The sequence below is a fragment of the Paenibacillus sp. B46(2026) genome, assembly GCF_056786355.1.
On the sequence record NZ_CM165907.1, the window covers coordinates 6,484,368 to 6,509,068 of the forward strand.

Sequence of the window (24,701 nt, forward strand, 5' to 3'; positions counted from 1 at the left end):
CTTCAAGCGTTCAAACGTGTGTACGTCAATTGCCTTTATCAATTGCAGCCTGATGATTCTTCACAAAGTCCTCCGGTGTTACCGCTTTGCCAAACAACGCCTGAATCATGTCCAGATGTGCCTGAGCGGCTGCCGGTTTCATCTGTACATCTGCAAAGAGCGTAAGGCTGCTGGCCTGATTCAATTCGTTGAGCAGGTCAATGTAAAGCTGTGGCAGCTGTACTGCAGCTGTATCTACTTTGGTAGCCGGGATGACGCCTGCCTCAGTTACCGAACTTTCACCCCATTTTTCCACAAAGTATTGCACGAACTTCGCCGCTTCTTCCTTCACTTTGGAGTTCTGGGCCACGAACAGTCCTACACCTGGACCACCTACCCAACTGTTAATATCGCTCTTGCCATCTTCCATCGTTGGGAATTTGAAAAATCCGATCTTGTCCTTGAATTCCTGCGGGATGTCCGGGTTGGTCGTGAAGTTTGGCAGTTCCCAGGTACCCATCAGGTACATGGCAGCTTTTTCATTCATGAATTCGGATTTGCCCTCATCGTTAGACAACCCGTTGAAGCCTTTGTTGAAGGCATTCATATCCACCAACTTTTGTACCTCAGCAGCAGCTTGAGTCAGCGCAGGATCGTCAAACTTTCCGGAGCCATTGATGGCCTTCTCCAGTGCATCTCCACCTAACCGATTCGCCAGGTACATATACCAGAGTGAGCCGGTCCAGCGGTCTTTATTGCCCAGTGCGATCGGCACCTCACCGTTCTCTGTCAGTGTCTTCAGCACACTCAGGAATTCATCGTACGTTGCTGGCGGCTGTAGATTATATTTGGCAAAAATGGCCTTGTTATAATAAATGGGGGAGATATTCAGCTCAATGGGTAACGCATATGTTTTGCCGTCTATCGCATAGGCTTCGGTTGTGCCGGCTATGAATTTCTCACCCAGTGAGCCGCTCAGCAGATCATCCACCGGTGCGAACAGATTGCCTTTCACATAAGGCTCCAGAAATCCAGCAGCCCAAGTTACACCGACATCAGGAAGCTCATTGGATGCGGACAGGATTTTCAGTTTGTTCTTGTATTGTTCATTCTCCAGCACTTCCTGCTTAATGGTCACATTCGGATGATCCGTCTGATACTGCTGGATGATATCGTTGACCAGTTTGTTCTGCTGTGCGGAACTTCCTGCTGGCCAGAGGTGCATAAATTTGAGGGTCACTTTTCCATCTGTACCATTACCGCCCGTTTCACCCTCTTGATCAGAACTTGAATTGTTGCATCCGGATAAAATTACCGCGAGAACCAGCGTCCATGACAGAAGCATGGCCATCGTCTTTTTGCTCATCATCCCAACCCCCTTGGTTTTTTCGGTTAATGTAACCGCTTTAACCAAATTGTAGCACGCACCCAACACACCTATAAGACTAGGACGATTTGGAAAAACTCCACTTTTTTGAGGTGATTTGTTACCTCGTATTATTGAGGGAATGACGATATTTGCTTGGGCTAAGCCCCTCCAGACTTTTAAATACCTTGATAAAATACTTATCCGTCTGATAACCCACCTGTTCGGCAATTTCCGAGATCGGCAGGGTCGTCTGCACAAGCAGCTCCTTTGCCCGCTGAATGCGTTTCCGGGTGAGGTATTCACTAAAATTGATGCCGATCTGTTCCTTAAACAACACACTGAAGTAACTGGAGTTGAGATGGAGTAAATCAGCAATTTCACGCATGGTCACATGTTCACCCAGATGAGTATCCACATAGGTCAAAGCTTCACTGATCTGGCTATTGAGTCTCTGTTCCCCGCGCTCCTTGGCATCCAGAAGCTTGGGGTCAACCATTTCCTGCATCGTTTGAATGCGGCGCTGTTGTTCACTGAACTTTAGGGCTTTCTCGACGGTCTGAAGCAACTGTTCCTTATCAATGGGTTTCAACATATACTCCACGACCCCCAGCTTAATGGCCTGCTGAGCGTATTGAAAATCGGCATGTCCCGACATAATCAGGACGACAGGCTTGTTTGCAAAATGCTGAATGGCCTCAATTAGGGACAAGCCGGAGAATTCCGGCATGCGAACGTCCGTTATTAACAGGTCTGCCGGCTTTTTCTTGAGCCATTCCACAGCCTCGACGCCACTTTCTGCAGTCTGAATGTGATTTCGTCCTGCCGACCATCCTTCCAGTGTCTTACGAATACCCTCTCTTGTACGCGGCTCATCATCCACGATAAGAATCGTTTTGTCATGAATCATATGCACCCTCCGTTCCCTTCGGAATCTCAAAGCAAATGACGGTACCTTCCCCAACCTTACTAGTTATGGAGAGCTTGCAACGTTCACCAAGTTGGCTGCCAAAGTAAAGCTTCAGTCGCCGATGTACGTTGATTAGACCTACACCTGTCCCCTTCTTGGACACAGCTGGCCCACCATGTAAAGCATGAATGACAGATTGAAGCCGTGATTCATCCATACCGGGACCATCATCCCGAACCTCAATGCGAACCAGATTCTCCTCGGTCGAAGTATCCACATGAATGCTTATCTTTCCAGGTCCCAGTTTACTTTCAATGCCGTGGAGGATCGCATTTTCCACCAAGGGCTGTATAAGCAGTTTCGGAATTGGGACCTTACGAACCGCATCACTCAGCTGAATCTCCCATTGCATTCTATCTCCCAACCGCATCTGCATTATTCGAAGATAACGCTCGGCGTGTTCCAACTCGTCGGCAATCGTAACCCATTCATCCTGCTGGGAACTCGTGATAATGTAGCGAAACAATCGGGACATCGCAACGACCATACGTGCCATCTCCTCGTCTCCCTTCTCCTCAAGAGACCAGTAGAATGCTTCAAGTGTATTGAATAGAAAATGGGGGTTAATCTGAGATTGTAGCGCCTTTAACTCAGCCCGGGACTGCATGACCTCCTTCTCATGAACCACACGGGTTAATTCATTCTGCCTGTAAACCATCTGGTTATACACGTTGTTTAGTTCATTGATCTCCATCGTAGAGCTGACCATTAGATTCGGTCTCATTGCTCCTGGCTGTGCACTGCGCATGGCCCGCATCAGCCGGATGAGCGGACGTGTAATCATCGTGGACAGAAAGAACGACATGATAAGGAAGAGAATAACACCAATCATTCCCGAGACGAGCAGCGCCGTCCTCAGGATAGATACACCTTCTGTTGTCTCCCGCAGCGGGGTCAGGACAGCAAGTGTCCATCCCGTTAATTCAGATTTTTGCCGGACGACGATATAGGATTCCTCCCCATTCTGGACGACTGATCCGCTGTCCAATATGGCTTTGGGATCGAGATTAATCTCCAGATCGGAAGTCACCACTTCGCCTGCACCATCCAAGAGCATGATCGAGTCCTGCGAACCATCTGCCCCATTGGAATCATTGAGTTGAAAAAAACTGCGCTGCATCCGCACCACCACATAGCCTCCATGTTCGAAAGAATGATCCAGCAAGTTAATCCGCCGAATAGCCAGAAGTACACCCGGATCTTCAGGGTCAGCGCCTGCCCATACCAGTCTGCCTTTACCTTCATCCGCCAGACTGATCCAGTTGCGCTCCACTCTGAGATCGAGGGATCGGTCATCCATCGGAAAGATCCGGTTATAACCTGTAGTGTATATCTCCATACTCTGCGCGCCATTGATGAAAGACTGATAGCTGCCTGCAATCTGCAAGAGAGCTTGGCGCTGATTAAAGGTGGCCGGGTTGCCTTGTTTCTCATCGCTGAGCAGACGCTGCACATATGAATCATCCGCCACCTGGGCGGTCAGCGAATTCACTTGTGCAATGAGTGCATCCAATCTGCCACTGGCTTGGACGGCGGTTTGGTGAATATGTTTCTCCGCATTGCTTTTCAGCAGAGCAGCTACCCGATCATAGGCTGATATGCCTGCGAGCAGCAAAACAACAAGCATCACCATAACGAAACCAATGAAGATCTGATTGCGAAGTGAGTTAAAATGCCCTTTTTTTCCGTGCAACTTCCCCATTCTCCTCTCTTTTTTGCATGTAAAAAAACCCACCACCTTACGCCCGTGCTCTTGAAGACTGGGTACAAACGATGCCGGATTTATCCAAGTATTCAGTTCCCCTATATAAAATGAACGAAAGAATATTTACACTAGCCACTACGATGACAGAATAACCTTCCAATCGCTGTTATCCCCAGATTTTTTGATTCCCTTTTTAAAGGGGAAAATCCGGGGATAAAGGCGAACGCTCCGCTTTTTCAGGTTATTTCTGCCCTCTCCGTTCTCGTGTAAATGTATAGTTCATTTATATAGTTAAAGCGCTTGCAGAAATGAACCTTACTCTTCTTCTCTTCTAGTCTTTGTTTACCGATTAAACTAACGACTAAAAAATAGCATAGTTTTACAGGTTAATCAATCCTTCTGACAGTTCCCAAACGTCAAATGACAAGGATCAAAAAAGAGAGGGAACTCTTAGAGTCCACCTCTCTTGGTTGATATCCCTTCACACATATTCTTTTCTTTAGCACATCTTCAGTTATTTAACAGACCCTTGTGTAACGCCGTTGATGATCCACTTCTGTGCAAACAGATAGATGATAATCATCGGCAGCAATGCGAGCAAATAGGATGCAAACGCAAGGTTAAACTCGGTATTGAACTGCCCTTGGAATACATACTGTACCAGCGGCAGCGTGTACTGTCCCGGATCACTGATAATAATGAGCGGCAGCAAGAAATCGTTGTACGTCGACAGGCAAGTCAGAATACCGACCGTGGCACTGATAGGCGCCATGAGCGGGAAGATGATTTTCCAGAACGTGCCCCAGGTTGTCGCCCCATCCACAAACGCCGCTTCCTCAAGCGCTACCGGAATGGACCGGATGTATCCAACGTACACAAATACGTTAAATGCCAGGCCATATACCGTGTGCAGCAGGATCAGACCTACCAGATTTGTCATCTCCAGCGATGCGGTCAGCTTAACAATCGGCAGCATGATGATCGGGAACGGAATGAACATCGCGCTGACAAAGTAATAATAGAGCCCTTTGAAAAACTTGCGTTTCTCCATATTCCGCGCAATCGCATAGGCCACCATCGAGTTACTGAGCAACGTCAAAAGCACGGTTGATGCAGTAACAATCGCACTGTTACGGAACGATTGGAAGAAGTTTGTCATATCGATGGCCCTCGCAAAATTCTCCCAGTGAAGTGTGGTTGGAATGGCAAAAACCGATTGGGCCATCTGTTCCGGATTTTTCAAAGCAATCGTAACGGTCATATACAATGGAAACAGGATAAACAGGGTACCCAGCACAACAAGCAGCATAACGAGCCAATTGATTCGTGTACGGCTTCTCATTACAGATCCATCTCCCTTCTTTGCAGGAACCGGATTTGCAGAATTGAAATCACCGCAATAACGATGAAGTAAATAACCGAGTTCGCAGATTGATACGCATATTCGCCGCCTTCAAATCCGCCGGTGTAGATCAGATGGGAGATGGACTGCGTCGCCCGTCCGGGACCACCATTGGTCAAGGCTACGATTTGGTCAAAGACCATAAGTGAGTTTTTCATCGCCAGCACCATATTAATAGTGAAGAATGGTGCAATAAGCGGGAATGTAATACTCCAGAATTCACGCCATTTGCCTGCACCGTCGAGGTTGGATGCCTCATACAGTGTCGTTGGTATCGTTTGCAGACCAGCCAAATACAGAATCGTATTCAGGGCCACGGATTGCCATACTGCAACAATGACGATGCCGATCCAAGCCAGACTTTCGCTGCCAAGTATGTTCGTGGATAGTGCGTTGATGCCCAGATTTTGTCCCCAGATCGGGAAGACGTTGGAGAACAGGTAGTTAAATATGTAACCTACGATCAGTACACTCAGAATATTGGGCAGGAAGTAGATGCCGCGGAAAAAGTTACGGAACTTGATCTTGGCATTCAGCCCGAGTGCAATGAGCAAGCTCAGGATATTGGTCAGGATCGTCACAACGATCGCAAATTTGAACGTAAACCAGTAGGCGTTACCTACATTGTCATCCTGGAACAAGTTGAAATAGTTTTTGAAGCCAACAAAATCATACTCTTTCCCGAATCCGTTATAATTCGTAAATGAATAATAGATGCCCTGGAGGGCCGGCAGTGTCATAAATACAAAGAACAATACTACCGCCGGAACCGTCATCCAGTAATAAGGTGCGATACGCTTGTTCATATTCCATCCTCCTTCAGACAAGGCTTAGCGCCGATTGGCAACCTTGTCCCATTCTTTGTCGAGTGTATCTAGATAATTGTCGATGTTTTGGTTCTGCAAAAAGGACTGTACGATGGAATTCAGCTGCACCGCAGCCGGAATATAGTGATCGGCAAAGTCAATAACCTTCCCCTGCTCGATATATGGCATCAATTCCTGTACGGCAGGATCATCCTGCTTCACACCTTCGACCGCAGAGAACAGCGTCTGTTCGTCAATGTATCTTCCGATATTTTCAGGCTCTAACAGGAACGCAATAAACTTCTCTGCCTGCTCGCGATTAGGCGTGTCCGCCGCAATGGTAAACAGGGAGTCAATCCCGTTCACCAGCTTGATCTCGCTTGCATCGTTGCCCGTTGGGAACGGGAAGAAACCGATGTCAACATTCGGGTTCGCTTTGCGAATCTCCGAGATGGCCCAGGTTCCCTGGATGTACATGAAGGCTTCACCGTTAGCAAAAGCGCGGTTACCGTCCGAATAAGCTTTACCAAAGTTATCGCCGTGACCGTATTTCATGAGTTCCAGTTGCTTCTCAGCTACCTCGCGGTACTTCTCCTTGAACGTCACTTTGTTATCGCGCCGCTCTTGGTAGAAATCAATACCGACCAGATTGGAGGCCAGTGCATTGAAGGGCAGACTCGTCTGCCAGTCATCCTTGTATGTGAAGTAAAATGGAATCTCACCTGCATCCTTAATCTTTTGGGCGGTCGCAATGAGTTCATCCCACGTCTTGGGCACGTCCAATCCCATTTCCTTAAACAGCGTTTTATTGTACATGATGCCGTTTGCATTGGTTGCGTAAGGAATACCTGTCACTTCGTCCATACCTGTGAGATCCTTCAGCATCTGTATGTAGTTCGGATCAATTGTCTGGAGTAATGAGCTGTCCGTCAGATCGGTGAAAATATCACTCTGGGCCAAAATGGAATAGGTGTCGGTTGCCCCCATAGCCATAATATCCGGTATATCGTTTTTGACGACCCGCGTCTTCAATACCGTCTCCGCATCAGGCGGATTCACCTGTGTCACCTGGATATCGTCATGCTCCGCGTTGAACGTCTTGATCAATTCATCAAAGGTTGTTTTGGCTTCAGGTTTGTTCTGGAAAAACTCAATCTGTACTTTGCCATTCGCGCTATCTCCATTGGTACAGGAAGATAAAAGTACAGCCATCATTCCACACAGCAACATTGTCCCGAGAGCCTTGGTAAGCGTTGTTCTCATGTTGTACCTCCCTCAGCTTTATACGTAAAGATTTACCCATTCAGGTGATAAAATAACCATTTAGTTAATCCTTCCAAACCAATCTCAATCTGAAAGGATGATATAAGTCTTTATTATTCCTAAAACGGTTTCGGTGAAATTGAATCAAGTAGATGACTTGTAAAAGTCGCCAAGAAAACACAAAAAAGGACATCCGATGATATCCAATGTCCTTCATATATCCAGTAATCAGTGGGTTACAGCCATGCTGTTATCCTCGATTACGAACGCTCGATTTTTGGCAAAGCATTGCGTAAACGCTTGGCCCGATAACTCTGAAATGCACGAATCAACATGCCGATGATGATCATGACCACACCGATGTTAATTGCGACATCAGCGAGATTCAAAATCCCGCGTCCTGACGGAAACACAAGGAAATCCGTTACCCGGGCATAGATAAATCGATCGATCGCATTTCCCAAGGCCCCGCCAACCATAAAACCAGCGCCAGCCTGCATCCAGAAACCGCGAATTTCACCTTTTCTGCGATAATACAGCATGCCTGCTATGAACAAAACAGCGATCACGCCAAAGAGACGTGCATTCCCTTGAAACAGACTGCCAGCCATTCCGCTATTCTCGTAATGCTGCAATTGCATGCCGGAGTCACCCAGTCTCATCACGTCACCGACTTCCATATACATCCTCACTGCGATTTTGGTTCCCTGATCAACCAAAGTTACCAGCAGTGCTACAAAATAAAACAGCATCGTGCCTCTCCTCCTGCCTACTGAACGACAAATTATTTTAACTTTAAGAGTTTTGTATATTAGGTTCCCTTCACTTTAACACAGTCGATGTATGGTCTCCAAATGAGCGGTCTTTAACTTGCATAAAAAATCTACTAACATCGTTCAGACTGCATCGAGAAGGGACTACACCAGTCCATGTCGAATGTAGACATCAATCATATATGTAAAGGGGCTGCCTGTAATTTGAACCTGACCATGACAGAGAAATTAAAGGAAATGCAGCAGGAAGAAAAGGACTTGGTCTGCATCTGGTCGAAGAAGCGAAACGTCGTTCACAAGCCGTAACCATTGATATCACCCTGAAGGGACATCGCCTCTTTTTGCACGCCATGGAAGGCACTCATCCCGATAACGAAGATTGGATTCGCCGCAAGAACAATGTAGTCAATCATTTCTCCTCTAGCTCTTGGCATACGGCTCTACGGTTGAGAAGCGAAAATAAGACACTTGAGCATGACTTCAACCTGTCTGCATCTGATTATGTACTGGCTGGAGGGGCTTTCCCGCTTATTCTGAAAAATGAGGGACAGGTCGGCACCATTACAGTATCCGGTCTGCCTGATGAGGAAGACCATGATCTGGTCACGACAGGCATTCGCTCGTTTTTGTTGCAGCAAGGTTAGATTAAAATGGGCATAAAAAAAATCCGTACCTTCCAAAGGTACGGATAAATGTTACTTTTATTGGATCGCTGAGAGAACGTCCAGCAGCATGGATTTGAATTTCGGCCGATCAATGGCCTCACAGACGCGTACATTAGGCTCTTTGCCAAAACGTCCGTTGATATCAACCACACTGTAACCGCGTGTCAGCTCTCCTGCGGCTTCCACATCCACATAATATTGACCCGACTTGGTCATGATGGATTCATCTGCCGCAACAGCCATCAGTAACGTATCGGGATGAGTCGTGCCATTCAGCTTATGTACCGACTTGTTGAACTGCATAACCACTTTGTTAATAGCGGTGAAGAAATCAGCACCCGATGTACCCAAAGCCGCAATTTCTGCATGATCGTCATCGTCCATCACTGAATATTGCGTGCACATCTCCCAGCCAACCATCGTGATCGGAATGCCAGCATGCAGTACAATTTTCGCTGCTTCCGGGTCCACGTAGAAGTTATACTCCGCTGCCGGTGTGATATTGCCCAGTGCATTATTGGTTCCGCCCATGATGTACAGGTGAGCAATCTCTGGAATAATCGTTGGGTCTTTCTGGATCGCCATTGCAATATTGGTCAGCGGGGCAATCGCCAGAAGTTCAATTTCACCTGGATGTGCGTGCACCTTCTCAATGATAAAATCAACCGCGTGCCCGCTCTCGGGACGCTGATCTGCCTTGGGAAAATGCGCGCCCCCCATGCCATCATCGCCATGCACATCTTCCACTGTGCGGTGCTGAGCCTTTCCGTAGGCCATTAGCGGACGCTCGCAACCTTTATATACAGGCACCTTGCCGCCATGCCCAGCAACTTGCACTGTATACAGTGCATTTTCAACCTCCTGGTCGAATTGTACGTTACCACCCGTAATCGTGATGCCTTCCACCTGAAAGTGGTGCAATGCCGTCAGGATCGCAATCGTATCGTCTCCTGCTGTATCTGTATCGATGATGACTCTTCTCATGATGCCGCGCTCCTTCTTCCGTTTGATATTCATTTAGAACAAAAATACAAGATTACACTTAATAACTCTGCGTACAGAACAATCTTAAGATCGCTGTTACCCTCAGATTTTTTTATATACCCTTTCAAAGGTAAAAATCCGATGATAGCTTATGCTTACGATGCAGCTTCCTTTCAGGAAGCTTTCAAGCGAACGCTTCGCTTCTCCAGATTTTTTCTGTCCTCTTCGTTTACGTGTAAACACTATATTCATTCTAAATTATCGTTTACCTCTAGGCTTATTTTACATCAAAAAAGTACCAATGACGATGGAAACGCCGATGATAATCGAACGCAGCAACTGCGCTACCGCCATATTGCCTCGTGCGATTTCGTCGCAAACACGCATTTTGGGCGTGAGGAAGTCAAATATAATATAGACCAGACACAGAATAATGATTCCCAGCGCCGACCACAGCAGCATATCCAGCCACGAGTGCGTAGAGAAGGATACCATTCCGACAATAATACACAGTCCCAGCAGTTTGCTACCCATATATATGCCTGCCGCCTCGTTACCTTTAGCGATTTCTTCGCTATCGTTATACCGGGTCAATTTGCTAAAAGCGAAATATCCACATACCAATACCACCAGCAGAATGCCTATACCCACCGCAACATTAAGCAAGTTCAATCCCAAGTTTCCCATACCTTTTCCTCCTCATCATTCATCCGTTCACGAACCGTAGCCGCGCAATAATAGGCCATATCTCCGGTTACTTTCTCCCCGACCCGTGGTAGCAACCCAGCCAAACGCCCACCGATAACAAACACCCCTGTAAGCAGATAACCGCTGTACGCTCCATCTTCCGTCTCGATCACAACCTGTTCCATCGGAACCATCTGCTGATAGATTTTGGGCTGGTTTTCGTAATAAGCTGTGACTTCTTTCTCCAGTTCAGTAAGTTCCTCCTGCTTCAAATTCTTCTGAACTGCACTTCCATCCAGCAAAAGAGTTCCTCTGCCTTCGCGCCCCCAATAGCTTTTGGCTACATATGACATAGCGTTCAGCTCGAAGGGTTCAGCCGAAAAATAAGTTGGCAGCAGATATCGGGAAATCACGTCCATCTCTGCTTCATCAAAGAGGGTAAACCCGCAATATTCCGGGGTTTGCTTGTTACGCTCGTAGAGCGACCAGATCGCCGCCATGAAGCCTTTGCTCTGCATCAGTACATGCTGAACGGGATTCATCAGGCCCAGTCGTCCCTCCCGTACAAGATCAAGCAACGCAGCACCAATGTCCACCCCTGTCGTCTCGTCCCGATCATCGATCAGATACTCCAGTGGATAGAGACGGTACAGCAGGTTAATCTCCCGACCCTGATGGTAAAGCGCCTCCCCAGGAACAATCTCCAGTTCCTCCAGTGGGGCATAGAAGACATCGTATCCGGCTTCCTGACAGCGTCTCATCAGGTATTCCGTATTCGTTCGATCTTCGACATGTTCGCCATAAGAAGTGAATGTCACCGGACTCTGCAATCCCTGCTCTGCATAGAATTCCAGCCACTGCCTGAAACACGCCCGAATACGTGTATCCATCTCAGCAGATGGTGCAGTCAACGCAGCATCCTCAGCGAGACCGACCAGAATACCTTCCAATGCAGCAGCCTCCGGTATACCCGTAGGGGTGTCCGTATTATTTTCAATACACTTCGGCCCAGCTTCTCCAATAATCCAGTCCTGACGGGTGATCCCCCCAGTCACCATCTCCATACGTGCCGCCGGAATAAGCCCCGGATGGATACCCAACTGATGCTCTAGAAAAGAATCCGGCATGTACTGCTGGATAAATCGCATCACTTTACAGTAAATGCCGTCTACCGCCTCGGCTGCAATACGCAGCTCCTGTACCTCCGAGGGAGAATAAACCGTCAAGGCAGGAACACAATATTGCTTCCCATACATTCGATGATATGGAATTTGTTGTCCCGCTTCACCCTGAAATACCTCTTCGTGACTAAACGGCAATTGAACCACTTGCCTCATCCGGTTATCCTCCCGAACTGCGGAAGAAGCTACCGAAGCCGCTTGATTTGGACTTGGATTTGCTATAGGAGCTGTTACTGTCCTTATTGCTTCGATACGACGACCCACCGTAGTAATAGTGCCCACTGCTGGAATCATATTCACATCCGGTATCATACTCCGGGTCACATTCATCATTGTTGCTGCCACAACCGGATAACACGGCAGGAACCGCCAGCATCAGGGAGAAAGCAACCAGCTTCGCTTTTGATCCGGGTTTCGATGCTTGCCCCCGCTCTTGGTCACTCATTACAGATCCACCTCTTTCATATAAAACAACACTTTCTTGCGATCCGCATCCAGCACGGAATACAGGAACTCATACGTCTTGTCACCGCGAACCATGTAATGGTCCAGCAGTTGCTCGGCAAGCTCCATCGTATAGGTGGAGGACGCCGTGAGCTCCAACTCCTGAAATGAACTTCCATTCCACAACATATACTCTGCGCTGTACATGGAAGACATTTTGCACATCGCCAGCGCAGCATCCGCAATGGCTGCACCGTAATGATCCGGCATCTGTTGGTCATACGCCGTCACGTATATTGCATGTTCCCGCCCATCCTGGCATTCATTGGACAGATGCGCCCAGAGTTTGTTTTTTACCAGTGTGGCATCCACCAGTTTGCGCATGAACAGTTCATCCCGTGTGACTGAAGTCTGTTCCAGCACCCCCGTTTCCGCCTGGCGATCATCCGACCAACTCCGATACGTCAATGAATAATAGATACCGATAACCTCCCTTTTTGCGAGCTCTTAGGTGAGCCGTTTCAATTCATACAAACGTATTTAACGCATCAGAAGGAAAAAAGTTACACTATTCACTATGACATGTAATAAAGAACATGTGGGCTATCTTCGTTCGCCGATTAACGAAGCATGAAATAACATACTGTTTTTCACTTTTGGTACGCAATCCAGTTCAAAAAGGCCGGAGAAGGTTCTCCGACCTCGTTTGTTCCAGCTTATGCTCATACTATTCTGACTTATAACTCAGCCCACTGGGCCAATACATCATTGTATTCAGCGGACAATTGCTCGCGTTCATTCCAGCGTTGTTCCAGTTCAAGCGGATTGTTCTGTACCGTTTCCAACTGTTGATCCAACGCCTGAATCTGTACCTCAAGACGAGCCAAGGTCTGTTCCAGCTTCTCCGCAGACAGTTTGTTGCCGTTGCTACTTCTATGATTCGATGCATTTACTGCCGAAGGGGTCAACGCCTTGCTTGATTCAGTAGAAGCTTCATTATCACGACTTCCATCGGTAGCAGCAACAGTGGAACCGTTCATTGTCGAGTTTGTTTCTGGTTTCTTCCCTGATCTGACAGTCCCGCTCGACGCGGATGTTAAACCTGACTTCATCTCTGACTTGGCGTTCCCACGAGAAGAAACTCCCGCTCCTGCTATAGCTTGATTTGTCGCCGCACGAGCTTGCAAATCAAGCTTCTTCTCACGATACGCCTCATAGTCTCCGAGATAAGCGGTCATCTGTCCGTCCTCCAGTTCCCAGACACGGGAAGCAAGGCGATTGACGAAATACCGATCATGCGAGATGGCAAGTACGGTTCCTTCAAAATCAACCAAGGACTCTTCCAGCGCTTCTCTGGATGCGATATCCAGATGGTTGGTCGGCTCATCGAGCAGCAGTACATTGGGTTTGCGTTGCACCAGCAGAGCCAAACGCAGGCGCGTCCATTCCCCGCCAGATAATTGCCCGACAGAGCGGAATACATCTGCACCGTAGAACAGGTATCGGGCCAGAATTCCGCGAGCCTCGCCTTCCTCCACGCCCGCTTCCAGACGGAAGTATTCGAGTACATTCAGCTTCGGATTCGTGGGTTCCTCCTGTTGAGCCAGATACCCGACATCCACACGTGTCCCCCACTCCAGCTTGCCAGCATTGGGCTGCTCGTCACCAAGCAACAGCTTGAACAGGGTCGTCTTGCCGGAACCATTGCGGCCAACGAGTGCAATTTTATCCCCATATTCTAGCAGACCCGAGATTCCGCGCAGGATTTCACGCTCACCATAGCTCTTCTCGACCTGTTCCAATACCGCTACCCGTTTGCCCGTTCGATCCGTGGGGCGCACATCGAACTCGGCATTGCGGCGCTCCAGCACAGGACGCTTCACCTGTTCCATCCGCTCGATTGCTTTACGCATCGAAGCCGCCCGCCTGAAGAACTTTTCATTCCCACCAACTCGGCCCCACTCCTCCAGCTGGCGGATCGTTTCTTTCATTTTCTTGATAACCTTCTGTTGCTCTTTGAACTCCTCGAATTGCTGCAACAGCCGTTGTTCCTTCACTTTCATATATTCCGTATAACCGCCAGCAGACGTTTCCGCTTCTCCATCCTCCAGCTCCAGTGTTCGATTCACGACCCGATCCAGAAAATAGCGATCATGCGAGATCAGGACAATGGTGCCGGGGTATTCTCGTAAATATCCTTCCAGCCACTCGACCCGCTCCAGATCGAGATGGTTCGTCGGCTCATCCAGCAATAACAGATCGGGCCTTACGATTAGCTGTGAAGCCAGCACTACCCGAGTCTGCTCCCCACCGGACAGGGAACTGAAGCGCCAACCATAATGCGCCTTGTCGATATCCAGACCGTCCGCCACCTGATCGATCCGGGCATCCATTTCGTATCCACCCTCACGCTCGAACTGGTCTTGCAGCGCTGCATAACGTTTCAGCAGGCGCTCCAATTGACTAGGGTCTGCTGCGCATGCCGGATCGGACATCTGCTGCTCCATTTCCTTCATTTGCGTGGAACATACCATGAGCTCCTTGAATCCAAGACTCAATACATCCAGTACGGTATGATCATCCAATCCTTCCGGAACCTGGGCCACATATCCCATTCGTGTATCTTTCTTTATCATCAATTGACCCTCGTCCGGCTTGTTCAGCCTTGCCATCAGGCGCATAAGTGTTGTCTTGCCGCTTCCGTTGCGGCCAATCAGTGCGACCTTGTCGCCTTCCATAATTTCAAATGTAATGCCGTCCAGCACCAGATGTGCTCCGTGGTATTGAGTCAGTTGTTGCGCGCTAATAATTATCATAATAAGGTTCCTCCTATAGGTTGGAAGATCCTGACCGCAACACAAAAAGAGCCGCAGGAGGTTAGCTCCGCGGCCCTTCAGAATTCAAGCAATATCGCTTATCGTCCGAATGAGGTCAAGGCAGGCATCTTCTCGCAAATGTTAACTTCCGTATATTCAAAATTGGACAGACTTCTCCCGTTGGTCAGAAAAGTATGAACAATGCCAGCCATAGCAATCGGCAGCTGGCTAATACGGTTGTTAAGCATCTCGTGATTCACCTGTCTTCACCTCCCTTGTCATAATTAATGTCAATATATCACAGACGAATGTATTCCTGCAACCATCCTATCGCCCAATTTAATCTTACTGTACAGTAGGTTCATTCTTCCGCTTAATCCCTGCCCCGTCGCCGAAGCATCACATCCCTGATCGCCACCGTAATGAGTGTTAACATTCCCGCGGTACCCAGCGATACGCCAAGCAGGGCATATCCGATGCCGTTCCACCCGCCAATATCGATGCTGATCATGATTACGACGGCACCGCCGAGCAAGGCCACACATGGCAATATATATTGAATCCACGTCATTCTTCGTCCTTGCAACCGGTAGATAAGCCATTCAATCAGCAATAATGTGACCCAAACAAGGAGTGTTAATATAATAAGGCCTTTCACTCATGCTCCCCTCCTTCTTCACACATTCTCCGAATACACATTGACGCTGGGCGTTCTGATACGTGTAGAGTTTATCACATAATGAAGCCCACCATTCACGATAAATGAAATTCGTGAATGGTGGGCTTCAGGAAGGCTCCGAGGGATGAAATGAGAATCGTTCTTATGGTGCTTTGCCCCGCCAGCAGGCTTAGTAAAGGCTCACACTTTCAGCCTGGCGTTGCTCATAACGCAGTCCTTTATACAAGTCTGCCTTGCCCACGGAATTGAACAGATTCATTTTATAACGAATGACGTTTTGAGCCTCAACAATGCAGTCTGGGTAAATGGCATTTGGGTCCCATAATTCCGTGGTGCTTAGAATTTCACGAGCTTTTTTGAAGTATGCATGTTTCATATCGCTGGAAATATTGATTTTACATATCCCCAACTGAACGGAGTCGGAGACCTCCTGATCAGGGTTTGCGGATCCCCCGTGCAGAACGAGAGGGATGTCTACCAATTGATTGATTTCTCTCAGAATATCCATTTGCAACTCCGGTTTAATATGTTTGGGATATATGCCATGGGCTGTACCGATGGCCACCGCCAATGTATCGATACCCGTACGTGCCACAAAATCTTCCGCCTGGGCCGGATTCGTGTAAGTTACTACGGATACACCGCCCTCGATAGAATTACCGGTCTGCCCAATCGTCCCCAATTCCCCCTCAACAGATACGCCGACGGCGTGTGCAAGCTCCACCGCCTGTTTAGTAATAGCCACATTGTCTTCATAAGGGAGCAGAGAACCGTCAATCATGACAGAAGTAAATCCACACTTGATCGCCCGGATGATATCAGCAATGGACCCACCATGATCAAGATGGATCACCAGTGGGACATGGCTGGCATGTGCACGCTGGCTGGCATATGCGAAAAATTCATCCGTCAAAAATTCAAGCTCCGTCGGGTGAATGGCGATGATTGCCGGGGAATTGGAGTGCTCCGCCTCCTCAATCACAGCTCTCAAAAATGTACTGTCTGCCACGTTAAATGCTCCCACCGCGAATTGGTGTTCCTTGGCTACTTTAAGCAGTTCCTTCATCGTAATCAACATGAGACACATCTCCTTTAGATTGGTTTAATTAAATTGTAAGCGCTGTCTATATAGCAGGTATTACTCCACTTTGAACACAATGTCATCAAAGGTTACGCTTTCGTCTTCGGTATCGTCGAATTCTTCATCTATCGCCGTAACTGGCTTCTTTAATAAAGATAAGGTTACACCGCAGATTCCGGTTCCAATGAGAAGAGACAACATAAACAGCCATGGATGGGTGAAGAGGGGTACAACGAATAATCCCCCGTGTGGCACCGGAGCCTCAACGCCCCAGATCATAATCAATCCACCAGCTACCGCTGAGCCGATGACACAGGAAGTCACCACCCGGATCAGATCCCTTGCCGCAATCGGAATGACACCCTCCGTGACCATGCAGATTCCCATCGGGAATGCGGCCTTTAACGATTCTTTTTCTGCTGCCGTATATTTGTTTCTCGTCAGGAAATACGATAGGGTAATCCCTAATGGTGGAATAATGGAGCCGACAAACTTGACAGCCTCAGGCCCATAGATACCTTGGACTAACATCCCATCAGCAAACAGTGACATCGTTTTATTCACAGGTCCTCCGAAGTCAAAGGTGGCCATCAAGCCCAGAATGGCACCTAAAACAAATTTGGACCCCCCCTGCATCGATTCAAGCACATGGGTAAGACTGTCCTGTAACCAGACAATTGGCTGACCAATGACAAGAAAGATACCTAAACCAGAGATCAATGTAGCCAGAAACGGAATAACGAGAACAGGCATTAATCCTTGCATGGACTTTGGCAGCTTCACATATTTACGGATACCAAGTACGACATAACCCACCAGAAATCCGCCCAGCATCCCACCAATGAACCCCGCTTGAATCTGACTGCATATAAAACCAACAATTAATCCTGGGGCAATTCCGGGACGGTCCGAGATCGAATAAGCAATCGCTGCGCAAATTAAAGGGACAACCAGCCCCATGCCCCAACCGCCGATTTGGTTAATCATATACGGAATGGTACCTTCCGCCTTGCCCACATCGGCTCCTCCCAGAATTTGTCCCAGCGCGATACACAGCCCTGAAGCAACGATCAAAGGAATCATATAGGAAATGCCTGTTAACAGATGACCTTTGATGACTGAACCTGCGTGATTGGATTTTGCGCTCATCGCCCTGCCTCCCTTGTTATGAGGATACCCCTAAAGACTGCTCCACCTTTTCAATGAATTTAATCGGGGCTTTAATGACCGTCTCGGTTTTGACTCGAATGATCCGTTTGCCTTTGAACCTTTCTTCTCCACCGATTTTGATATCTGCAGCCACAATGACAACATCAGCTGCACCAATCTCTTCCCTGGAAAGCTCGTTTTCTGTTCCTATGGTGCCTTGGGTCTCTACTTTAATCTCATGACCACGCGCTTTTGCACCTTTGATCAATTTTTCCTTGGCAATATACGTGTGGGCAATACCAGCAGTGCACGCGGCTACGGCTACAATCTTCATCAGAATCCCTCCAAATGATGTATTGTGCTCCATATTAAAATCCTGAATTGCCATGTTCTACGATACGCTCTCTCTGCTAGCAAACAGCTCCATAATCTGGGCCGAGTCCGACTCATGCATCAAACGTTCCAGTACCTCTTCATCAGCGAGCATACTCGCAACTTGGACCAACAGCTTCATGTGGGTTGTATTCCGGTCTACAAGCCTTACAGCAAACAAAATAACGACATGGACAGGTTTGCCATCCAGGGTCTCCCATTCAAGCGGGTGCTCTGTTCGCCCGATGGTGAGGGAGGTCTTGAGGACCGCCGCCGATTTGCCATGAGGGATCGCAACGTGGTTCTCCAGGCCAGTCTGACCCTCTTCTTCTCTTAAATAGACGTCTTTGATAAACTCTTCTTTGGAGGAAAGGGCGCCTTCCTTTGCAAGCAAATCCGCCAATTCCTCGATGGCTTCATCCTTGGTTCGTGCTTTTAGATCCAGCTTAATCAACCGTTCGTTGATAATCTTGGTTATATCCATAATGGTCCTCCTCCTGATCGTGCTTGGACTGTAATATCTCGGAAAGCTCCTGTGGTGTAGTTACTCTCATGATCTGTTCATACATGCGTCTGCACATCAACAAGCTCTGTATTTCTATCAATAATTCAGTTAGTGGCCCATCCTGAAAGAAAGCGATTACAATTTCCAGTTTGCAATTGGTCGGTTCGCCTTGAATGACATTAAAACCGACGATGGGATTGACGTTCACATCACTGCGGATCAGGAAAACCGACAAATGGTTATTCAGCTTAGCCTCGGCAAATGTCCGGTTCTCCAGATTAGCGCCTACATGTTGGAGTATGGATGCATACAGCTTCAGACGGGATGCTGTACCTTCTGTATATTGTTCCTTCGTATTCGTTTCAATCTGTACATAAGATGGGTGGAAGTACGCCCTGAGCAGTGGAAACGAAAACACCCTGTTTTGATGTTGATTCATCCTCTCCTCGTTAAACTTCGCCTTGATTAAGCTGACATCCGTGTCATTTAATAGCGCCGAGACATACACAACTGGCAAGTCATGATGCTCCAGTTTCACGGTTGATATAATCAGATCAATGTCCGTCCAATCCTCCATACGCTTGAACCAGCTTGTCGAAATGACATCAACGACTTCCCATTCGGGAAATGAACGATTGATCCGGTTTTTCAGCAAGTGAGATGTCCCTATTCCAGTGGAGCAGACCAGAATAACTCTTTTCTTTTTACTGCTTTTCTCAATGGATGCCTGAAAATAAAGGACCAGGTAACTTATCTCGTCATCACTAAACGAATTCAATCCGCAGGCTTGGGCCATGGGCAGCATCCCCAAACGGACCAGAGAGAAGATCTCAGCATACGCCTCACGTATATCCTCCAGCAGAGGATTATTAATGGAAATGTTGTATTTTAGACGATTCAGCATCGGTTTGAAATGAATGATCAGACCCTTGTACAATTGTTCGTCTGTTGTGAGATCACGCCGGATCATCCCGGATACAATCTGAATTAATTCCTTGACCATCGCTTTAGACTCTGGACAAACCTTGTCCATCAGACCAGACAACTCAAGATTAAGGGACGGAACACTCATGCCTGATGAAATCAGATATTGATAGATGAAATAGATTTCTTCACTTGGTAATTCCAATCCGCATAGCTCACTGATTCGCTCGGCCATGACTTTTGCGATGGAATGCACATGAGGGTCAGTTACGGGATGATCAGGAATGCCGTCAGCCAATCGAATGACCTTGCCACTCTTCAGTCTGCGGATACAAATCAGCAGGTGAGTCAGCAGGTTGATGTAATAGGGATCGCCTATGGTATATCCTAATTGCTGCTCGGTTTCTTCCAGAATACGTTGAATCCCTTGAACTGAATCGCAGCCAAAATGTTCTATCAACTCAACTAGTGTGTTACCATCAATCCGAGATTCATGCTCTTGCTCTCCCGCCCGTTCTTCACTCACAAGTTCATTAATGAGAGAAGCCATGGCTTTGCGAATGTTAATCTCTGAACCGATCAGACGGGTGCCGAGTTGGCTTTTTTCCAGTCGCAGCTGAAAGGGTTCAATTCGTTCTTCAATGGCCTTGAGATCATTCACAATCGATGCCTTGCCGATAAAGTATTCTTCTGACAGCTTGTTAATCGAGGTTTCCTCCGGAGAATCATATAATAAATTCGTCAATATTTTGATTCTCCTCGCCTCTACGGAAAGGGTTGTCACCACCCTTTTTCCCGAAGTCCATTGCGTTCTCCTCAGCTCCATCGTCTGTTCCTGGGTTAAAGCCAGCGCAATACCTCTTCCCGGCTTCCGTTCGAGGCGAATGCCGCGAATATGCAAATTGTGTTCCAAGGCGTTTAGTTCCCTGTAAATCGTTTTTTCCGACCAGTTCATGTGACCGGCTATTTCTTTGACCGGAACGAAATCCCTACGCTCCAATAGAAAATGCAAAATCTGATATTCTCTCGGAGATAGCGCTTTCATTTGAGGATCACTCCTTCCTTACGCTCACAGCATAACACTCGTATTTTTTTTGTTAAATACTAAAATATGTCCATTTCATTCGGGTCAAAATAATATACCCCCCTATTGATCGCTATCAGAGCACCCGTTGATTTAGGTATAAAGAAAAAGCCCCTGATCGGATTGCCTACCCGATTAGAAGCCTTTTCGTCTCTGTTTTCGATCCACCGACTGAATGGGTTATCGTTGCTCGTCCTGCCCTGTTGCTCAAGTTGATTTACCGTAACCTGAAGCCGTTTATATCTGCATCTACATGGATTACTTCAACCAGTTAGCAAAAAATTCGCGGTATCCCTCTTTCATCTTCGTGCGCGAAAAAGTACCAAACGCATACTCCCGGTTGTCTTCTGACACACTGCGCGGCGCAGCCGCAGCCATGTTCACCAGTTCAAACCAGTTATCCTCGTTGCCTGCAAAGGCATGCGTGGATCGAATGTGACCGTAGCAAGCATGCTCCGGTTTCACGACCATTTTGCCCATCGCCATCGCTTCAGTCAGCGGCATCGCAAACGTATCAAAGGCCGAACAGTTCCAATACACCTTGGATGAGTTCATCAACGTAAATATCTCATCCTGTGTGAGCGCAAACTTCAGCTTCACGTTGGAAGGAATGTCGTATTTCTTCATGGTTTCCTTATAGCGTACACCACCGAACACCATGTATACTTCCTTGTCCGGATTCTGCCGGGCATATTCCAGCACCAGATCCGGGCGGCGGTTCGCCTCATCTCTACCGATCCAGAGCACCCGATTATGCACGACCTGGCTCGGGTCATAGTGCCTGTTCGCCAGCTCTTCGCTAAAGCCAATCGGAATAACGTTCACGTCATGTACACCGAAATTGCGACCCAGCTCTGTTTTCAAAAACTCCGTCTGTACAATTGCTTTATCCACCATCGTATAGAATGGCTTCATCATCTCATATCCCGTTAGCGCGGGATCGGGGAAACTGTGCGGGAACAATACACTCTTCGGTAAGAACATCTTCAAAAACGTAAACCCGGATACGGTGTAGATAACATGTTCTATATTTTGGCTATGAATCTGGTCCAACACGATATCGTAGTTCACCAGATCACCTTTCTCATGCTCATAACCCGGCAACCAGTCGTATCCGCTGACATGACGCTCCGGCGAGATGAACACAATATCCACGCCCAGCTCCAGACCAATCTGCTTCAGCCGATCCGCAAATACGCGTGGCCCCTGTGCTTCCGTGAATTGAATTTTACGCATAACAAGTCCGACTTTACGCAAGCTTCTCACCCCTCATTTCTATTCCTCACGCATGTGCTTCATGCACTGTTCCAGCGTTGCTGCCGTCTCATGCCATTGGTTACGCAACTGTTCCTTCGGCCACACACATTCCTCACTTCTCAGGTCACCATCAATCAAACGCAGCATCCAGAGTGAGAATACAATAGCATAGGCATCGTACCATCCTGCAAAAGAAACCCGTTCAATCTGCACACCCAGGCTCCCCAGCTTGTCCAGATACACATCTATAACCCGCTCTCGCAGGGCAGGCGTAACCGTTCTGGGAAACAGCGGATGCGAGATATCCACCAGATGAACTACGTCCCACAGCGGCGTGTTCAGATGGGCATGCTCCCAGTCCAAGACGACCAGTCTGCCGTCCACTTCCGCCAGATTACCTGGATGCAAGTCGCCGTGACACAGAACGATAGGAAGTTCTTCCTCTGCCGTGAGGATCAACCTGGTGATCTTGTCCCAATCGGATTCGGACAGCTGCATATCCAGTCTGGATAACAGTTCATCGGTAGATTGCCTATGCATTTGCAACTCATCCAGCATCGTGCGAATGGGCGGTTTCTGGCCCACGCGAGGCAGCTCGTTCCACTCCGTAACAGGCAATGCATGCCACGCTGCCATATGTGCCGCTGCGCCGAGCATCGTCGCTTCCTGCGAATTATGCACTAGCTGCCCCAGATCCTCGTAGATCATCCAGCTCTGTGCTGGAGCAATGGTAATATCCGACGCTGCAATGAGCTGCGGATAAATCGGTGGTAAGCCAGACATCACGCGCTCGTACATCCATCGTTCCCGTCCATGCTGAGCAGGATTCGTCAGCGGTTTGAAAATGTAACTTCCACCGGTAGGAACAGTGAATCGCTCCACATATCGTCCGTTCATTCCTTTATACAACTGTTCGCGGCTTGTTATATATTGATCATTCAGCATTCCTTCGGGTGTCACCCAGCTGTATGCATCCATCTCTTCTTTCACGCTATCCACCATCCGTTTCGTTCTCCCTGCTGCTCCGATGTTGATTTCTATTCATCATACGTTGCCGTTCACAAGCCTGCAAGCTTTGGTCGTAAGCGCTTATTCAGCGTCTCAATGTAGAGTTTCTAAATTGCTTGTTGCATTTTGGTTAGTAATCACTTACTATACAATCATGAAGAACAAACCTCATGTGGATAGCAAAAAGAAAGATATCCTACAAGCGGCGATGCGCTTGTTCGCAACCAAAGGCGTTGACGGCATATCCGTCAAAGAGATCGGTGACGCCGCCGGAGTAACCGATGCGGCGATCTACAAACATTTTAAAAACAAAGATGCCGTTGCCCTGGAAGCCTTCACCCAATACTGCGCGGACTATACTGCACTGATTGACGGGTATGTTCGACGGGAAGGTCCGGTGTTGGAACGCTTCAAGCAACTGGTGACAGAGGTTCTCCATCTGCATGATGAAGATCCCTACGGACTGCTGCTGATTTCACAGAATCATGAAATATTCATTGAAGCCGGAAGCAGCGAGGATTACCGTCAGCCATTGGATGCGTTGATGGATCTGATCGATCAGGGAATGATGCGGGGCGAGCTGCCTCAGCAGGATTCGAGGCTCACAGCCGTTCTGGTGATCGGTGCAATTACACGCATGGCGGTCTCCAGTATGCAAGGTGAGCTACCGGAGCTATTGGTACCTTATACGGGCGAGACTGTTCATCGTCTTGCATCAATGTTGGGGCAGGTACCACAAGAGTAGAACTGGAGAGGGCAACCATTCTGACCTCGCAGAATTCCAAGGAAGGTTCAGAGCTGGACGCTATAAAAAGAGAATCGTCAGCATACCATCAGGATATACGAATGGATTACCAGGTCATACGTGACCTTTTCTTTTTGCACATGAGGTTAGTGTTCATTAACTAAAACAGTCAGGACGTGTCATCTTCCATGAGAAAAATATTAATTATTCAAGGCAATCCCGTCTCTCCCAGTTACAACGGTGCAATCGCCGAGGCTTACCGTAAAGGTGCGGTTCAAGCTGGTGCAGACGTTCGCATGATCAACCTGAACGAACTCGCGTTCAACATGAATCTGGAAGGAGGATATCGTAATAAACTTCCACTTGAACCAGATTTGCTACAAGCTCAAGAAGCAATCAAGTGGGCCGAACATCTCGTATGGGTGTTCCCAATATGGTGGGGAGGACCGCCTGCCCTGCTGAAAGGTTTCGTTGACCGAATCTTCATGCCAGGTTACGCCTTCAAGTATCAAAAAGGAAAACCTTTCCCGGATCAACTGCTCAAAGGCCGCACCGCCCGCATGATCACGACGATGGATGGTCCGAGCTGGTACTTCAAGTGGTTCCAGGGTGAGCCCGCACACAAGATGATGAAAATCTCAACATTTGGACTCACCGGCATCAAACCTGTTCAGATAACAACTGTAGATCAAGTTGGGAAGAAGTCAGATGAACAAAGAAAGCATTGGTTGGATAAGATCGAACAGCTTGGGCGGAAGATGGGGTAACTGGATAGCTTTTTGCAACGTTAATTTGGATAAATAACAAGAAGGCGATACTTACCAAAGTAAGAGTCGCCTTCTTGTTATTGTACTCT

25 protein-coding genes are annotated in these 24,701 nt (G+C 47.9%); 3 read left to right on the top strand and 22 right to left on the bottom strand.

Features of this window, described 5'->3' with window-relative positions; translation table 11 throughout:
* Nucleotides 1-25 precede the first annotated feature (25 nt).
* The 7 genes from AC1S8V_RS28720 to lspA all read right to left on the bottom strand — a co-directional run bounded on the left by AC1S8V_RS28720 (nt 26) and on the right by lspA (nt 8,243).
* On the bottom strand, nt 26-1,345 hold the full coding sequence (locus AC1S8V_RS28720; protein ID WP_482074608.1) for an extracellular solute-binding protein: 1,320 nt from the start codon (nt 1,343-1,345) through the stop codon (nt 26-28).
* A gap of 121 nt (nt 1,346-1,466) precedes the next feature.
* Complete coding sequence (locus tag AC1S8V_RS28725) at nt 1,467-2,255, bottom strand: response regulator transcription factor (RefSeq protein WP_482071702.1); 789 nt, start codon at nt 2,253-2,255, stop codon at nt 1,467-1,469.
* Entirely contained in the window at nt 2,245-4,008 is a 1,764-nt protein-coding gene (locus tag AC1S8V_RS28730) for a cache domain-containing sensor histidine kinase (RefSeq protein WP_482071703.1), read from the bottom strand. Before AC1S8V_RS28730 ends, AC1S8V_RS28725 begins: the two co-directional genes overlap by 11 nt.
* 526 nt (nt 4,009-4,534) lie before the next feature.
* On the bottom strand, nt 4,535-5,362 hold the full coding sequence (locus AC1S8V_RS28735) for a carbohydrate ABC transporter permease (RefSeq protein WP_036606635.1): 828 nt from the start codon (nt 5,360-5,362) through the stop codon (nt 4,535-4,537).
* Nucleotides 5,362-6,228, bottom strand: coding sequence for a carbohydrate ABC transporter permease (locus tag AC1S8V_RS28740; protein ID WP_036606633.1), 867 nt, complete (start codon nt 6,226-6,228; stop codon nt 5,362-5,364). Before AC1S8V_RS28740 ends, AC1S8V_RS28735 begins: the two co-directional genes overlap by 1 nt.
* 24 nt (nt 6,229-6,252) lie before the next feature.
* On the bottom strand, nt 6,253-7,443 hold the full coding sequence (locus tag AC1S8V_RS28745; protein ID WP_482074609.1) for an ABC transporter substrate-binding protein: 1,191 nt from the start codon (nt 7,441-7,443) through the stop codon (nt 6,253-6,255).
* A 308-nt stretch (nt 7,444-7,751) separates the two neighbouring features.
* Nucleotides 7,752-8,243: a signal peptidase II gene (gene lspA, locus AC1S8V_RS28750; RefSeq protein WP_482071704.1), complete on the bottom strand. Its 492-nt coding sequence runs from the start codon at nt 8,241-8,243 to the stop codon at nt 7,752-7,754.
* Nucleotides 8,244-8,578: 335 nt separating this feature from the next.
* Between lspA and AC1S8V_RS28755 the strand changes: the two genes are divergently transcribed.
* Nucleotides 8,579-8,908: a heme-degrading domain-containing protein gene (locus AC1S8V_RS28755; protein ID WP_482074610.1), complete on the top strand. Its 330-nt coding sequence runs from the start codon at nt 8,579-8,581 to the stop codon at nt 8,906-8,908.
* 57 nt (nt 8,909-8,965) lie between these two features.
* On the opposite strand, the gene AC1S8V_RS28760 is transcribed toward AC1S8V_RS28755, so the two are convergent.
* The 15 genes from AC1S8V_RS28760 to AC1S8V_RS28830 form a co-directional block, all read right to left on the bottom strand.
* Nucleotides 8,966-9,913, bottom strand: a complete 948-nt coding sequence (locus AC1S8V_RS28760; RefSeq protein WP_036671600.1) for a nucleoside hydrolase — start codon at nt 9,911-9,913, stop codon at nt 8,966-8,968.
* A gap of 282 nt (nt 9,914-10,195) precedes the next feature.
* On the bottom strand, nt 10,196-10,600 hold the full coding sequence (locus AC1S8V_RS28765; protein ID WP_482071705.1) for a DUF350 domain-containing protein: 405 nt from the start codon (nt 10,598-10,600) through the stop codon (nt 10,196-10,198).
* Complete coding sequence (locus AC1S8V_RS28770) at nt 10,582-11,937, bottom strand: glutathionylspermidine synthase family protein (protein ID WP_482071706.1); 1,356 nt, start codon at nt 11,935-11,937, stop codon at nt 10,582-10,584. The genes AC1S8V_RS28765 and AC1S8V_RS28770 overlap by 19 nt, the downstream gene beginning before the upstream one ends.
* A 4-nt stretch (nt 11,938-11,941) precedes the next feature.
* Nucleotides 11,942-12,226 (bottom strand): hypothetical protein, encoded by a 285-nt coding sequence (locus tag AC1S8V_RS28775; protein ID WP_036671603.1) that lies wholly within the window; start codon nt 12,224-12,226, stop codon nt 11,942-11,944.
* Nucleotides 12,226-12,693, bottom strand: a complete 468-nt coding sequence (locus tag AC1S8V_RS28780) for a hypothetical protein (RefSeq protein ID WP_482071707.1) — start codon at nt 12,691-12,693, stop codon at nt 12,226-12,228. Before AC1S8V_RS28780 ends, AC1S8V_RS28775 begins: the two co-directional genes overlap by 1 nt.
* A gap of 269 nt (nt 12,694-12,962) precedes the next feature.
* Nucleotides 12,963-15,041, bottom strand: a complete 2,079-nt coding sequence (abc-f, locus tag AC1S8V_RS28785) for a ribosomal protection-like ABC-F family protein (protein WP_482071708.1) — start codon at nt 15,039-15,041, stop codon at nt 12,963-12,965.
* Between the two features lie 98 nt (nt 15,042-15,139).
* Complete coding sequence (locus AC1S8V_RS28790; RefSeq protein ID WP_017691697.1) at nt 15,140-15,301, bottom strand: hypothetical protein; 162 nt, start codon at nt 15,299-15,301, stop codon at nt 15,140-15,142.
* Nucleotides 15,302-15,414: 113 nt separating this feature from the next.
* Complete coding sequence (locus AC1S8V_RS28795; RefSeq protein WP_482071709.1) at nt 15,415-15,699, bottom strand: YesK family protein; 285 nt, start codon at nt 15,697-15,699, stop codon at nt 15,415-15,417.
* A 190-nt stretch (nt 15,700-15,889) separates the two neighbouring features.
* Nucleotides 15,890-16,798, bottom strand: coding sequence for a ketose-bisphosphate aldolase (locus AC1S8V_RS28800; protein WP_482071710.1), 909 nt, complete (start codon nt 16,796-16,798; stop codon nt 15,890-15,892).
* Between the two features lie 60 nt (nt 16,799-16,858).
* Nucleotides 16,859-17,950: a PTS fructose transporter subunit IIC gene (locus AC1S8V_RS28805; protein WP_482071711.1), complete on the bottom strand. Its 1,092-nt coding sequence runs from the start codon at nt 17,948-17,950 to the stop codon at nt 16,859-16,861.
* 16 nt (nt 17,951-17,966) lie between these two features.
* Nucleotides 17,967-18,284, bottom strand: a complete 318-nt coding sequence (locus tag AC1S8V_RS28810; protein ID WP_253441734.1) for a PTS fructose transporter subunit IIB — start codon at nt 18,282-18,284, stop codon at nt 17,967-17,969.
* 57 nt (nt 18,285-18,341) lie between these two features.
* Nucleotides 18,342-18,806, bottom strand: coding sequence for a PTS sugar transporter subunit IIA (locus AC1S8V_RS28815; RefSeq protein ID WP_366347646.1), 465 nt, complete (start codon nt 18,804-18,806; stop codon nt 18,342-18,344).
* Nucleotides 18,769-20,796 carry a BglG family transcription antiterminator gene (locus tag AC1S8V_RS28820; protein ID WP_482071712.1) on the bottom strand — a complete coding sequence of 676 codons (2,028 nt, stop codon included), beginning with the start codon at nt 20,794-20,796 and terminating at the stop codon, nt 18,769-18,771. Before AC1S8V_RS28820 ends, AC1S8V_RS28815 begins: the two co-directional genes overlap by 38 nt.
* A gap of 297 nt (nt 20,797-21,093) precedes the next feature.
* Entirely contained in the window at nt 21,094-22,092 is a 999-nt protein-coding gene (locus AC1S8V_RS28825; protein ID WP_482071713.1) for a glycosyltransferase, read from the bottom strand.
* Nucleotides 22,093-22,110: 18 nt separating this feature from the next.
* A complete protein-coding gene (locus tag AC1S8V_RS28830) occupies nt 22,111-23,094 on the bottom strand; it encodes a phosphotransferase (RefSeq protein WP_482071714.1) in 984 nt (327 codons plus the stop codon).
* Nucleotides 23,095-23,254: 160 nt separating this feature from the next.
* Between AC1S8V_RS28830 and AC1S8V_RS28835 the strand changes: the two genes are divergently transcribed.
* Both AC1S8V_RS28835 and AC1S8V_RS28840 read left to right on the top strand, forming a co-directional pair.
* A complete protein-coding gene (locus AC1S8V_RS28835) occupies nt 23,255-23,845 on the top strand; it encodes a TetR/AcrR family transcriptional regulator (protein ID WP_482071715.1) in 591 nt (196 codons plus the stop codon).
* Nucleotides 23,846-24,033: 188 nt separating this feature from the next.
* The gene (locus AC1S8V_RS28840) at nt 24,034-24,612 is read left to right on the top strand and encodes an NAD(P)H-dependent oxidoreductase (protein WP_482071716.1); all 579 of its coding nucleotides are present in this window, start codon (nt 24,034-24,036) and stop codon (nt 24,610-24,612) included.
* Nucleotides 24,613-24,701 lie beyond the last annotated feature (89 nt).